Raw genomic sequence first — 14,579 nt, 5'->3', positions numbered from 1 at the left:
TTATCTCAGCAGTTTGCGACTACTTGTTGCCCTGGTTCGCCACAGCAGCGGCACCGGCAGCGGCGGTCTCTGGGTCAAGGTAGGTACCCCCTGGGTTCACAACCTTGCCAGCAGGATCGATTTCGTAGACCAGCGGCATACCGGTAGGGATGTTCAGGCCTGCGATTTCTTCTTCAGAGACGTTGTCCAGGTACTTCACCAGTGCGCGCAGGGAGTTACCGTGCGCTGCGATCATGACGTTCTCACCGCGACGAGCGCGTGGCAGGATTTCGTCGACAAGGTAAGGCACGAAACGCTCAACAACGTCCTTCAGGCACTCGGTGCGCGGAACCTCAGGAAGGAACTCGTATCGCGCATCGTTGGTCTGTGCGTACTCGTTGTCTGGATCGATCTCTGGAGGAGGGGTGCCGTAGGAGCGGCGCCATTCCATGAACTGCTCTTCACCGAACTGCTCGCGGATTTCAGCCTTGTTCAGGCCCTGGAGCTTGCCGTAGTGGCGCTCGTTCAGGCGCCAGTTGCGGATCACTGGGATCCAGTGGCGGTCTGCCTCATTGAGGGTGATGTTCGCGGTGCGGATTGCGCGACGCAGCAAGGAGGTGAAGACGATGTCTGGCAACATGTCCTTTTCCTTCAGAAGCTTGCCTGCGTTGACTGCTTCAGCTTCGCCCTTTTCGGTGAGGTCAACGTCGACCCAACCGGTAAACTGGTTCGATTCGTTCCACTTGGACTGGCCGTGGCGGACTAGGATCAGATTTCCGTTACTCATAGTTCCAAGCATGCCACTATTCCGAGTAGTTTGCTTGGCAAATTGAGGTTTGACCGCCTACCTTCAACCCCGGCTAGCTACCCTGCGGACGACGCTGTGCCTCCGACGTATCGATTTCCGTCAACGCCTTCGCATACACCTTGGCCATTTCCTCCGCTGACACTTCCCAGGAGAACCGAGCAGCCCGCGTAACGCCGCGCTGGCCCATGTGGATGCGCAGGGAGTCGTCGTCAAGCAGCGTTTCAAGCGCATTAGCCCACGCTTCGGCACCGTGTCCGTTGACCAGCAGGCCCGTCTCACCATCTGCGACCGCGACCGGGAGGCCACCGACCTTGGCTGCCACCACCGGAGTACCGGTTGCCTGAGCCTCGATCGCGACCAGTCCGAACGACTCGTTGTAGCTTGGCACTGCCACAATATCCGCCGCCTGATACACCGCTACGAGGTCCTCTGGCGGACGTGGCTCAAGGTAGCGAATGATCTGTGCCACCCCAAGGTCGCGCGCCAACTGGCAGTAGTACTCCACCGACGCCTGATTGCCCGAAGCACCTCCGCACAGGATGATCCTGACATTGCGGTACGAGTCGCGCTCCAGCAACTCCGCAGCCGCCCGGATGAGTACCTGTGGCCCCTTGAACTCCTGCAGGCGACCGATGAATGCAATCACCTTCGCATGCAACGGGATGCCCAAAGCGCGACGTGCGTTTTCCGTGTTGCGGTTAGTGCCCGGGGTAAACAGCTTGGTGTTGGCACCAGGGGTGACCACGTCGATCTTTGACGCATCCACGTCGTAGTGGGTGCACAGCTCATTGATTTCGTCGTCGGTGTTTACCACGAGGACATCAGCATTATCCACGAGCTGCTGCTCGCAGATGCGCCGAGCTTCGCTTTCCGACGAATCATTGGCCGATCGGTGCGCATTTTTCACCGCTGCCCATGTGTGGCCGGTAAAGATGAGGGGAATCTCCCACAGGTCTCGCAGCAGCCAGCCAATCTGGCCTGAGAGCCAGTAGTGGGCGTGGATCAGGTCGTAGCGCACATCTTCTTGACGAACGAACTGCACGATGCCGCCGGCAAAAGCAGCCAATTGGGTTGCGAGTTCGTCTTTGGATAGGCCCTCGTATGGGCCAGCAACAATGTTGACTACTCGAAAGTTCGGAGTCACTTGGACGATTTCGCCCTGGCTCGGGCGGGTGGCCCGCGTGAAGACATCTACTTGGATACCTTGTTTGCCAAGTTCTCGGGCCATATTGAGGATGTAAACGTTCATGCCACCCGCATCGCCCGAACCAGGTTGTTCAAGCGGAGAAGTGTGCATGGAGATCATCGCGATGCGCATGTTCGCCATGGTAGTTCCTACGCTCTAGGTGTGCCTAAGCCGAATAAGCCGAATGCGCCCAGCTCCGTCGATTTCTCTTGGGAACTAGACGCATCGAGGCGCTAGAAGTTACTCGCGGTGACTTGCAGCCTTCTTCGCGATGTCTTCTACTCGGCGTGGCTGAGTGGCAAATTCTTCCGGACGCTCCGGCACGACCCTGCGCGCTGCGGACTTGGTAATCACAGCCTGCATCTTCTCCAATGGTCCCTGGCCTACGGCGGCCTTCCAGAACACAGCGAACACCACGGCGACAACGATCTGCACGACAGTCATGACCACAGGGAAGTCATTCACTGCTGGCTTAAAGAAGTACAGGAACAGCATGTGGGCGACGTAGACGGTCAGACTCATGGAGCCGACTGCGATGAGTGGTTCCAACAAGTGAACTACAGCGCGTTCCAGCACGAGGAAGGCACTCACGGCTACTGCAGCCAGTGCACCGGCAAAGAACACCGAGGCGATGGTGTTTGTGTGCGGGCCGACGACAAACTGCCACCACAGCGTGCTGGACGGTAGGCGTCCACCGAACTGAACTAGCTCCCAAACATCGTCATAAGACATCGAATCGGTTGCCTCGGTGATTTCGTACATCGCACGGTTTTGCATGACGATATCGGAGATGAACCCGAAGGTAACCGCAGTGACCAGGCTGTAGAAACCCAGCTTGATGACAACGGAAAGGTTACGCAGATCCAAGCGGCCGATTGCCATTCCCAGGAAGATGTACGCCATCCAGGTGATGGCTGGGTACACGCCGGTGAAGATCAGCGAGCTCAGCGAGGTTAACGGCTGAGCGTAGAGCATATCGATGATGTCTGGTCGGTTGAGGAACTCAAAGTCAAACGTGGCGATAGCAAAGTACCGTAGCAACGGCCCCACGATCGCTGTTACAAAAGACAGCAGGAATAGCGACCGGGCACCAAGACCGAGGAACGGAATCGCGAATAGGAAGAAGAACGCGTAGTACGGCAAAATGTTGTACACCGGAATCGGCGCCAAGTTAATCACGCCACCGAGGATGATCATGAAAACCACGCGGAAAAACACATTCCAGCGATCTCGGCGTAGCCGTCGGCCGGTGTGAATCTTGCTCATACCGGAGATAATCGCCAGGGAGAGTCCGGCAAGAAGTGCGAAGAGCTGAGCCGAACGACCAGCGAAAATTTCATACGTCATGCTCACTTCGCGGACGCCGTCGTTCCAAGCAGGCATTGTGTGCACGGCGACCATGCCGATGACGGCAAAACCACGGGCAGCGTCGATGCCGAGGATACGCGGACGCTTCTTGGTACGCGGACGCTTTTCGGGTTCGCTGCCGTTCCATGGTTCGCGTTTATCGCGTGCCCCAGGCTGTGGGCGATCGCCAATCACGATGTCTCCCTCAGGGACATGATCAGGCATTGGTGCAGGTGTAGTCATTGTCTCTGCTTCCTATCGTGATGTTGTGCTGGTGGACGGGGCTTTGGTTTTGAAGCTCGTGCTATTTACTTCGGCCTCAAGTGCCTTGAAGTCGATGGTTGAGCCGGATCCCTTGACAGGGTGGACTGGGTTTCCTTCCCAGACACTGTCGCCTGGAATTCGGTCGTGGCGCAGAATCAGAGATGCAGGGCCGATCGTCGATCGCTCGCCGATCGCGGAACCAGGCAACATGAAGCTGCTTGGGCCCAGGGTCGAGCCGGCTTCTAGATGCACCGGCTCGAGGGACATCACGCGATCGTGGAATAGGTGGGTTTGCAAGACGGTACCGCGGTTCACCGTGGCGTTGTCATCGATGATGATGAGGTCGAATTCTGGCAACCACCAGGTTTCACACCAGACATCCTTGCCGATCTTCGATCCCATCAGGCGGGCCCACATGTTGAAGTACGGGCTTCCCAAGCTCATGAATACGAGGGTTGGTACCGCAAGAAGCTCGTTGAAGTTGTCCGCCAACTCGTTTCGCCACACGAAGCTGCTGTGTAGCTCCTGTTTTTCGGCCTTGAACTCGCCGACGAGAATCCATTTCAGGGCAACCGGCAGCAACGTAGACAAGAGGTAGCCGCAGAAGACGATCGGCCCCGCCGCTAGCAGAGTCAGGAACAGGCTGAACATGCTCGTTCCTGCCTCCACGTACACCATCGACATGAAGTAGACGACACCCGTATCGATCACGAAAGTCACGATGATCGGCAAGAGTCGCAGGGCCTCTACCGCCGCTCGGCCGATCTTTCGACTAAACGGTGGCTTGTAGGTGTTTTCGGAGTTCGAGTTTTCCTTTTGACGTGGAATCGCCGATGCTGTGCGCCCCATCCATGATGAGCCGACTTCCGGTCGGAATGGAGCAGTGGAAAGCACGGCGAGCAACGATTCTTCCGGCATGTCTCGGTCGCCACCGACGATTGCGGAGTTACCGACGAAGCTCTTTTCGCCAATCACGGTGGTACCAATGTGTACCCAGCCGTTGCCGTAACGTGGGGCACACGCCATCACGTCGTCGGCAAGGAATGATCCGTCCTTGATCACAGTGAGGTGAGGGATAACAACGACGGTCGAAATCTCAACATCCTTGCCCACCTGAGCACCACAGATACGGAGCCAAATCGGAGTGATCCACGAGGCGTAAACGAAGTACGCGGATTCCAGCGTGGCCGCCATCAGAGCGCGGGTCAGCCACAGTGCCCAGCCGGTAGTCGATTGATCAGGCCAGAATCCCGGTTTGATCAGACCCGAGAGGGCGCGGACGGTCACTGCCACCATCGACAGCCAGATGGTAATGGAGACGACCACGAACGGGATCGCCCAGATCAAAACTGTGAGGAATACCGCGTGGTAGGAGCGGGTGTACAAAAGACCCGTCTGCGTAACGATAAACACCGCACCCGGAATTGCGGCCATGATGGGCATCACAGTAATGAGCAACATACCGAGCGTGTACAACAGCCAGTTTCCAAAGCGGCTGACCACACCCAAGTCTTCTTGTTCCAGAGGCTCTTCCTCCGGCCAGTTCTGATTGGCTGGTCCAAGGAAGCGCATCGGTGCGCCTTCCCACATTTCGTCTGGCTGGACAGTGCCCTTGACGTGGGATCCAGGGAGGATCTCAGCGCCTTCACCAACAGAGGCACCTGGCGAGACGAAGGATCGAGCACCGATACGCGCATTTTCGCCAATGACGATGCTTCCGACGTAGAACTTGTCGCCGTCAATCCAGTGACCTGACAAATCGACTTCTTCTTCGATGGTGGCATTATCGCCAACGTAGGTAAGTCCAGTGAGAGAGAGGCCAGAGTTAAGTTTGGTATTCTTCCCAATCTTGTTGCCGAGCATTCGGTAGAACACCGGAGCAAACGGCGTGCCGTCCATTGTCTCGTGGCTTTGGTAGTTGAAGAAGCGCTCAGCCGCCCAGACCCGGATGTGTTCTTTGCCGCCGCGCAGGTAGACGCCCGGTTTGAGCTTTCCAATGAGGAGCTTTGTAACGCTGACCGTCACCAGCATCTTTCCAAATGGGCTGTAGAAGATGATCCAGGCGAGCAGCAGCGGGATGATCGGCGGACGCGGTACCCAGGCTGCGTCGCCGAAGACTGAGAAGGCCCATACGACGATGAGAGCCGAAACGCCGTAGCGCAGACCAGTGAAAGCGACCATGAACAAAATCCACAATCCCTGGAAGACCTTGCCACCTGCAGGCAGCGGGGCAGGCATATCGCGCTCTTCGGCTTCGCCTCCGAGAGTGCGCAGGTACTCGCTCATCTCAGTCAGAGTTGGGTTGTTATACAACTCGGCGATGTCGGTAGTCGGGTAAGTCTTGCGCAGCTCTACTGTCAGCTTTGCAATTGCGACCGACGAGCCACCGAGTTCGAAGAAGTCAGAGTCTTCGGTCAATGGGATTGGACCTAGCTGGTGCTTCCATGCTTCTGCCAGCGGGACGAGGTGGGTCGGTAGATCGTCGTCCTCGGCATTTGGATCGATCGGCAGTGGCCACGGCAGTGCCTTGCGGTCAACCTTGCCGGACGTCTTCATCGGCATTTCGTCCATCACATACAGAACAGGGACGATACCGCCCGGCATGGTCTTCGCTAGCTCGCCACGGGCCTCGTGAAGATCGATAGTCTCGCCCTCTTCGGCTACCAGGTAACCAACCAGAACGTCGGAGCCAGTTTCGGTCTTATTCAGGCGACTCGCACCCACATTGACATGGGTCAACGCGGTGAGTTTATCGTCGATCTCGCCAAGTTCTAGTCTTCGTCCAGCGAACTTAATCTGGTCGTCGGCGCGACCAGCGAAGATCAAGCCCTCTTGCTCGGCCTTCACTAGGTCGCCGGTGCGGTATGCGCGTTCCCATCCCATCGATGGCAGGGATGCGTACACCTCCGCGTCTTTCTGCGGATCAAGGTAGCGGCCTAGGCCAACACCGCCGATGATGAGCTGGCCTGTTTCGCCCCACTTCACCGGCTGTTCGTCTTCATCGACGACGACAAGCTGCCAACCAGGTACTGGGCGTCCGATACGTACTGGTGGCTCGGAAGTCATCAAGTGGCCGGAAGCAATGACGGTCGCCTCGGTTGGTCCGTAAGAGTTCCAGATCTCGCGATGCGGATCCTCCAACCGCTCTACTAGATCGAGAGGCAGCGCCTCGCCGCCAAAGATGAGGAGACGAATGTTCTCCAATGCTTCCTTGGACCAGAACGACGCCAGCGTTGGCACCGTGGAAATGGCTGTGATGCGGTTCTTCTTCAACCAGTCGTTCAAGACATCGCCTGAGCGAACAACATCGCGGTGTGCACATACCAGTGTTGCGCCGGTACGCCACGCGAGCCACATTTCCTCACACGAGGCATCGAACGCGACGGACAAGCCTGCCATGACTCGGTCGTGCGGGCCTAACGGCTCGTTGACCAGGTACATCAATTGTTCTGCATCGACAAGAGCGGCGGCGGACCGGTGAGTAATAGCCACACCCTTGGGCTTGCCGGTGGATCCGGAAGTAAAGATGATCCAGGCGTCGTCGTCAAGCGTAGGAGCTGCCTTATCGACGACCGCTTGGTTCAAGTCTTTCTTAATCTCGATGGAGAGGTTTGCCCCATAGACAGCTGCGACGTCAGCTTCTTCCCACACGGTGTTTGCGCGCGAGTCAGGGTCGTCCCAGTCGACTGGAACGTATGCAGCGCCCGCAAAAATAGTGGCCAGGATTGCTACATAAAGGTCGGTCGTGCCCGACGGAACGCGAATTCCGATTCGGTCACCTCGGCCGATTCCAAGCTCATGCAGACGCTCGACCTGCTCACGGAGGCGTTGTTCCAATTCCGCGTACGTTAAACTCTCCGCATCTGATTCCAGTGCGGTGACCTCGGGGAATTGGCGAATTGCGTGCATCGCAATATCCACGAGTGTGCGTTCTTGTGGTTCTGGTTCGACACCGTAGATCGCGTATTCAGCGTGGTCTTCCCGTGACGGGAGTGTTGAGAGGTCGATTGTGGCCATACTTAGAAACTCACTATTCTCATTGTGTAACTCTGGTTGTATAGACAGCTCTTCGCTCTATCGCAACAGTTAATCTTAGGATCAAGTTACGAAACTACAACTTATAGGACGGGTGTCCATTTAGTTTCCCTATCAACTATGTGGGCTGTACTGCCGATTCTACTATTGAAAACCTAACAGTAACGCTAATCACATTTGCCCATAAATCTATTTTGACCCCTAGAACTCATGACAAGTTCGTATCGACTGCACCATTCAGTCACCCGCCCCGCCACGCGCTAGTCTGTTAGCGTGCTCCCCCGTAACAACCAGCAGACAAAGCAACGACGGGTGATCATCAGCATCATCGTGCTCACCGCGCTCGTTGCACTATTATTCGTTCCCGCCATCGTTTATCTCGATTACCGTGTGACCAAACAAGCAGCCTGTACCGAATGGGGTCTTGAGAAGAATGACCACCGTGCCGTACCACGGCCACTCAAAGAGGCTAAACCCGAAGAAGTCCAGCTCAATGCCGAATTTTCTACACAAGACACCACTGGCGAGTACCATTTGTTCGCCCGCGACATTGATTACTCACAACCAGTCGGCCTATTGGTCCGCCTCCACGGCGACGGCGCGTGGGAGTTTGACAATCCTTCCGACCTCCCAAATTGCCTGGCAGATGTGGCGGCCTCCCACAATATGATTTTGCTCGCACCAAAGTCACCAGACCCCAACCCAAGTGGCGAATCACTGACCTGGTGGAAGGCAATTCCACATAACCGCGACTGGGTAACCGCGCTCGTCGAGGAAACTCTTGCACAGCATAAAGCCATCGACCCCAAAAAGATCGTGTGGATGGGCTACTCCGGTGGTGCCGAATTCATCACGTACGGAATGCTTACACACAAATCGGACCTCGTTACAGGTGGCTCCATGATGCTTGGCGGAGGCGGCGCACCCAAGAAGCGCCTCCTCCGAGACCTCCCCGATCCCGCCCGCACCACGATCCCCCACCACTGGTACGTGGGAGAACTGGATACCGGCGAAGATCCTGCCTATCCTTTCGACGCTGTCACTGCTGCCCGGCGTGGCGAAGAGTTCTACCGAGACAACGGGTTTAAGGAAACTAAATTGATTGAGCTTCCCGACCAAGATCATGTCAAAATGCCACATGCCACGATCCTCGACGACTTCCTCTCGGCGGTCGAGACTCAGTAGTCGTTATACTTAATGCTTAGGCCCGAAGCCGGTCACTTTCAACGACGTTGAAGATCCGTACTCTATTTGTTGCTCCCCCGCTTCCTGCGGGGCGTTAGGAATAATCTATGTCTGCTTTTGAATCCAAAGCCTGGTTACAGCACTATCCTGCGTGGACTCCACACACCCTTGATTACGGGGACACCACCTTGTTGGACATCTACGACAACAACCTGGCTATCAACGCAGACAAACCCGCAACATGGTTCTTTGGTCGCAGGATGAACTACGGAGAGCTTGACAAGCTTGTCCGCCGCGCCGCCGCCGGCCTGAAAGCCTTCGGAGTTCGACCCGGCGACCGAGTGGTCATCATGCTGCCGAACTGCCCGCAGCACATCGCTGCGTTTTATGCGGTGCTGAAACTCGGCGCGAGCGTCGTCGAGCACAATCCGCTATACACAGCACACGAGCTACGCGATCAGTTCAAAGATCACGGTGCGCGCGTTGCTATCGCGTGGGACAAAGCAGCTCCAACCCTTGAAAAGCTGCGCAAAGACACCGATCTAGAGACCATCATCGGTGTCAATATGGTCAACGCAATGCCTAAATTGCAGCAGTTCGCATTGAAGATCCCCGTCAAGAAACTTCGTGATTCACGCGACGCTTTGACAGCGCCAGCCCCCAATACTGTTCCCTGGGAAGCCCTGATCGGTGCTGCGATCGGTGGAGAAGGCGAAGATATCGTTTCCGAACCCTCACTGCACAAGGATTCTCCGGCCCTTGTCCTGTACACGTCTGGAACTACCGGTGAGCCGAAGGGTGCAGAGCTCTCCCACGGAAACCTCTTTGCCAACCTTCTCCAAGGCAAAGCGTGGGTCAAGGGGCTGGGAGATCAAGACGAACGCGTGCTTTCGGCACTACCGCTATTCCACGCCTACGGCATGACCATGATCGCAACTCTGTCCATATATATTGGCGCGGAAATGGTCTTGCTCCCCGCTCCCAAGATCCCGCTGATTATGGACGTGATGAAGAAGCACACCCCGACTTGGGTTCCAGGTGTTCCAACACTCTACGAGCGGATCGGCCAAGCAGCAGAAGAGCAAGGCATCGCCATCAAGGGCATTCGCAATGCCTTCTCCGGCGCGTCGACCCTTCCAACCAGCACCGTAGAAAAGTGGGAGCGATTGACCAACGGGCTCCTCGTTGAAGGCTACGGCCTCACCGAAACCTCGCCGATTCTCGTCGGCAACCCAATGAGCGAGGCCCGTCGCCCTGGATACATCGGTATCCCATTCCCCGACACCGAGGTGCGTATCGCCAACCCAGACAACCTTGACGAAACCCAACCAGACGGGGTCGAAGGCGAACTCCTCGTCCGTGGCCCTCAGGTGTTCAAGGGGTACCTGAACAAACCGGAGGAAACCGAGAAGTCCTTCCACAACGGCTGGTTCCGCACCGGCGACGTCGGAGTTATGGAGGAAGATGGTTTCATCCGCTTGGTTGCCCGAATCAAGGAAGTCATCATCACCGGCGGTTTTAATGTCTACCCGGCAGAGGTGGAAGAAGCCCTGCGCGAGCACCCAGATATTGAGAACGTCGCCGTCGTTGGCCGACCTCGCAAAGACGGCTCCGAAGACGTTGTCGCCTGCGTCACCCTAGGCGAAGGCGCAGCACTCGACCCCGACGGATTGAAGGACTTCGCCCGCGAGCGCCTTACTCGATACAAAGTGCCTCGCACCTTCTACCACTTCGAACACCTCGCCTCCGATCAGCTAGGAAAAATCCGCCGTCGCGATGTGCATGCGGATCTATTGAAGCTTCTCGACGAAACCGGCGACTAAAGGTCGTCGCTAAGCCATTCCGTGCAATACTTAGCCACATGAAACCTCGCAAGAAGACCCGAGAAGAAAGGTAAACTCATGTCGGCTTACGAAACAAAGGCATGGACTGCGCAGTACGCAGAGTGGACGTCTCCCACGTTGGAGTACGGCGACACAACGCTGATTGACGTTTACGACGACAACTTGGCGGCTAACCCCCACAAGCCAGCCACGTGGTTCTTCGGCCGTTCGCAAACTTATGCCGAGCTAGATCACCAAGTACGCGCAGCCGCCGCGGGCCTCCGCGCATTCGGCGTGCGCCCCGGGGACCGAGTAGCTATCGTCCTACCTAACTGCCCACAACACATCGTGGCGTTTTACGCGGTACTCAAGCTCGGCGCCGTCGTCGTCGAGCACAACCCGCTCTACACTTCTCACGAACTTGCGCCACTATTCCGTGACCACGGCGCACGCATCGCCATTGTCTGGGACAAGGCCGCAACTACGGTGGAAGTTCTCCGCGAGACCACCAACTTGGAAACAATCGTCAGCGTGAACATGATCGAGGCGATGCCACGCTTTCAACAGCTCGCACTCCGCGTCCCTATCCCTCCGCTCAAGGAGAAGCGCGACCAGCTGACGGGCGATGCCCCTAATACGGTTCCTTGGGGATCACTAGTGGGCACTGCCATTGGCGGTGACGGAAAGAACTTCACCTCCCCTGAGGGCATCACTCGGGACCACCCCGCGGTGGTGTTGTACACATCGGGCACAACAGGAACGCCGAAAGGCGCTGAACTGTCCCACGGCAATATCGTCGCTAACTGCATAATGGGCGAGGCCTGGGTGCCCCGCTTAGGCGAATCTGATGAGCGCATGCTCGGCGCGCTACCCATGTTCCACGCTTATGGCTTAACCCTGATCGGCGCACTCAGCGTGTATATCGGGGGCGAGATGGTGCTCATGCCTGCACCTCGCATCCCATTGATCATGGACATCATGAAAAAGCACACCCCGACCTGGATCCCCGGTGTGCCAACGTTGTACTCCAAAATCATCGAGGCTGCGAAGAATAAGGGCATCGAAATCAAGGGCGTACGCAATTCGCTGTCGGGCGCTGCGGCGTTGCCTATCGAAACTGTCGAGGAATGGGAGCACCTCACTGGAGGCCTGCTCGTCGAGGGCTACGGGCTCACGGAAACCGCGCCGGTGATCGTGGGAAATCCGATGACCGAGAACCGCCGCCCAGGTTATATCGGCGTGCCGTTCCCAGATACCGATATTCGAATTGCGAACCCAGATAATCTCGACGAGACCCAGCCAGACGGCACCGAGGGCGAGCTCTTGGTCCGTGGCCCACAGGTGTTCAAGGGATATCTGAACAATCCAGAGGCCACCGAGGATTCGTTCCATGAGGGCTGGTTCCGCACCGGCGACATGGCGATCATGGAGGAAGACGGTTTCATCCGCATCGTCGCTCGTATCAAGGAAGTCATCATCACTGGCGGCTTCAACGTCTATCCGGCGGAAGTTGAAGATATCGTGCGCGAGCACCCAGACATTGAGAATGTAGCCGTCGTCGGCCGTCCTCGTGAGGATGGCTCGGAGGATGTCGTTGCCTGTGTCACCCTGCGCGATGGTGCAGCGCTGGACCCAGACGGGCTCAAGTCCTACGCGCGCCAGCGTCTCACTCGCTACAAGGTGCCACGCACGTTCTACCACTTTGAGCACTTGGCCTCAGATCAGTTGGGCAAGATTCGTCGTCGCGAAGTCCAGCAGGATCTACTGTCGCTTTTGGAAAAGCACTAGGTTGCAACCCCTTGCACTTTAATACCCCTAGGGGTATAGTGGCAGATGTCAGATACCTCTGGGGTATTAGTTCATTCAGTAAGGAACCCAAAATGTGTTCTCCAGTTAAGTGCAACAAGTGCGGCAAGACCACCTGGGCCGGCTGCGGCCAACATATCGAGCAAGTCAAGGCATCCGTCCCGGCATCTCAGTGGTGCACCTGTGAGCGCGAGCCTTCCAAGGGCTTCCTTGGCGGACTCTTCGGACGCTAGGGAGTAATCGCAACATGACCACCACCATCATCATTGGCGGTGTCGCCGGTGGCATGTCCACCGCAACCCGCCTCCGCCGTAACGACGAGGACATGGAAATCATCGTCCTAGAGGCTTCCGGCAACGTCAGCTTTGCCAACTGCGGCCTGCCCTACTACGTGGGCAACGTGATCACCGATCGCGATGCGCTCCTCCTACAGACCCCTGAGGCACTGAAGGATCGCTTCAACCTAGACGTTCGCGTGAACACCCGCGCAGTCTCGATTGACCGAGACAACCAGACCATCACCACCGAACAGGGCGAGACCCTCAAGTACGACACCCTCGTCCTCTCCCCCGGCGCGAACCCGATCCAGCTGCCCATCGATGGCATCGAGCATGCACTCACCCTGCGCAACGTCGAAGATGTCGACCGCATCGTGGCAGCTACCGAGGGAGCGAAATCCGCCGCAGTTATTGGCGGCGGATTCATCGGCCTGGAGCTTGCAGAAAACTTCACGCACCGTGGCATCAAGACCACCGTCATTGAACGTGGACCTGAAATCATGGCGCCACTGGATTCCGAGATGTCCGCCATCGTACGCAAACACCTCGAAGCCAACGGCGTGACAGTCCTGCTTAACGCCGACACAACCCGCATCGACACCAACTCGATCACCTTGTCCGATGGTCGCACGATCGACTCGGACATCACCATCGCAGCCGTGGGCGTTGCACCGGCCAACGAGCTCGCGGTCATGGCAGGTCTAGAGGTCGGCGAGCGCGGCGGCATCGTTGTCGACGACGAGCAGCGCACATCCGATCCAAAGATCTTCGCCCTCGGCGACGCAGCCGAAAAGCGCGATGGCATCGACGGGACCGACACCCTGGTTCCGCTCGCACAGACCGCGAACCGTCACGGACGCATGGTTGCGGACATCATCGCGGGCCGCGACACCAAGCGCACCGGCACCCTCGGCACCTCCATTGTCGGCCTCTTCGGCTTGTCCGCGGCATCCGTGGGCTGGAACGAGCGTCGCGCGCGACAAAAGGGCCACAACCTGCGCCTCATCCATCTTCACCCGGCGGATCACGCAGGTTACTACCCCGGCGCATCGACTGTCCATCTCAAGCTCGTTGTCAACGCCGATACCGATGAGATCCTCGGGGCGCAGGGCGTGGGCCAGGCGGGCGTCGATAAGCGTATTGATGTAATCGCTACCGCCATGCGCGCGGGTCTCAAGGCAACCGATCTTGCAGACCTGGAACTTTCCTATGCTCCACAGTTTTCGTCTGCGAAGGACCCAGTCAATATGGCCGGGTTTATCAACGACAACATGATCCGTGGCGAGAAGACAGTTCAGTACTACGAGATCGAAGAGAAGCTGGCCCAAGGCTTCGAGCTGATTGACGTCCGTGAGACCAGTGAATATGCGGCGGGAGCCATCCCAGGTTCGCGCAATATCCCACTGAACACACTGCGCGATCACATCGACGAACTGCGAGGCAAGAAGATCATCGTGCACTGCCAGACCGGCGTGCGCAGCCACACGGCGACGTCGTTGCTGCGAAACAACGAGATCGACGTTTCTAACCTCGACGGTGGGTATGTCACGTGGGCAGCAGTACAGTAGACCTCATGAACATTGATAAGGAAGACGCAAAAGCAGCTATCACTCGGCTGAAGCGCGCACGCGGCCAACTCGACGGCATCATCCGCATGCTGGAAGAGGGCGAAGAGTGCGAGAAGGTTGCCACGCAGATCTCTGCGGTGTCTACCGCCGTCTCGCGCGCCGGATTCCTTGTCATCTCTGAGGGGATGAAGAAGTGCATCCTTGAGCAAGGGCCAGACTCTCTGGACGAAAAGCGACTACAGAAGCTGTTTTTGTCGCTGGCTTAACACCCCTTTTGCTTCCGAAAAACCGGACACCCGC

At 57.3% G+C, this 14,579-nt stretch carries 10 protein-coding genes; 6 read left to right on the top strand and 4 right to left on the bottom strand.

The window, feature by feature from the left end:
* Positions 1-19 precede the first annotated feature (19 nt).
* From QP027_RS00975 to QP027_RS00960, 4 genes are all read right to left on the bottom strand, one after another.
* Positions 20-766, bottom strand: a complete 747-nt coding sequence (locus QP027_RS00975) for a phosphoglyceromutase (protein ID WP_284825328.1) — start codon at positions 764-766, stop codon at positions 20-22.
* 73 nt (positions 767-839) lie between these two features.
* Positions 840-2,105, bottom strand: coding sequence for a D-inositol-3-phosphate glycosyltransferase (gene mshA, locus QP027_RS00970; protein WP_432418614.1), 1,266 nt, complete (start codon positions 2,103-2,105; stop codon positions 840-842).
* Positions 2,106-2,213: 108 nt separating this feature from the next.
* On the bottom strand, positions 2,214-3,563 hold the full coding sequence (locus QP027_RS00965) for an acyltransferase family protein (protein ID WP_284825326.1): 1,350 nt from the start codon (positions 3,561-3,563) through the stop codon (positions 2,214-2,216).
* A 12-nt stretch (positions 3,564-3,575) separates the two neighbouring features.
* Entirely contained in the window at positions 3,576-7,601 is a 4,026-nt protein-coding gene (locus QP027_RS00960; protein ID WP_284825325.1) for a Pls/PosA family non-ribosomal peptide synthetase, read from the bottom strand.
* Between the two features lie 291 nt (positions 7,602-7,892).
* Here QP027_RS00960 and QP027_RS00955 point away from each other — a divergent pair, with 291 nt between their 5' ends.
* From QP027_RS00955 to QP027_RS00930, 6 genes are all read left to right on the top strand, one after another.
* On the top strand, positions 7,893-8,804 hold the full coding sequence (locus tag QP027_RS00955; RefSeq protein WP_284825324.1) for an alpha/beta hydrolase family protein: 912 nt from the start codon (positions 7,893-7,895) through the stop codon (positions 8,802-8,804).
* Between the two features lie 107 nt (positions 8,805-8,911).
* Positions 8,912-10,627 (top strand): long-chain-fatty-acid--CoA ligase, encoded by a 1,716-nt coding sequence (locus tag QP027_RS00950; protein WP_284825323.1) that lies wholly within the window; start codon positions 8,912-8,914, stop codon positions 10,625-10,627.
* Between the two features lie 78 nt (positions 10,628-10,705).
* Entirely contained in the window at positions 10,706-12,415 is a 1,710-nt protein-coding gene (locus QP027_RS00945) for a long-chain-fatty-acid--CoA ligase (protein ID WP_284825322.1), read from the top strand.
* Between the two features lie 92 nt (positions 12,416-12,507).
* Positions 12,508-12,666, top strand: a complete 159-nt coding sequence (locus QP027_RS00940; protein ID WP_284825321.1) for a DUF8730 family Cys-rich protein — start codon at positions 12,508-12,510, stop codon at positions 12,664-12,666.
* A 14-nt stretch (positions 12,667-12,680) separates the two neighbouring features.
* Positions 12,681-14,279: an FAD-dependent oxidoreductase gene (locus QP027_RS00935; RefSeq protein ID WP_284825320.1), complete on the top strand. Its 1,599-nt coding sequence runs from the start codon at positions 12,681-12,683 to the stop codon at positions 14,277-14,279.
* Positions 14,280-14,284: 5 nt separating this feature from the next.
* Positions 14,285-14,545: a metal-sensitive transcriptional regulator gene (locus QP027_RS00930; protein ID WP_284825319.1), complete on the top strand. Its 261-nt coding sequence runs from the start codon at positions 14,285-14,287 to the stop codon at positions 14,543-14,545.
* Positions 14,546-14,579: the final 34 nt, after the last annotated feature.

The sequence above is a fragment of the Corynebacterium breve genome (genome assembly GCF_030252165.1).
Taxonomy (GTDB): Bacteria; Actinomycetota; Actinomycetes; order Mycobacteriales; family Mycobacteriaceae; genus Corynebacterium; species Corynebacterium breve.
This window is presented reverse-complemented; position numbering and strand designations above follow the sequence as displayed.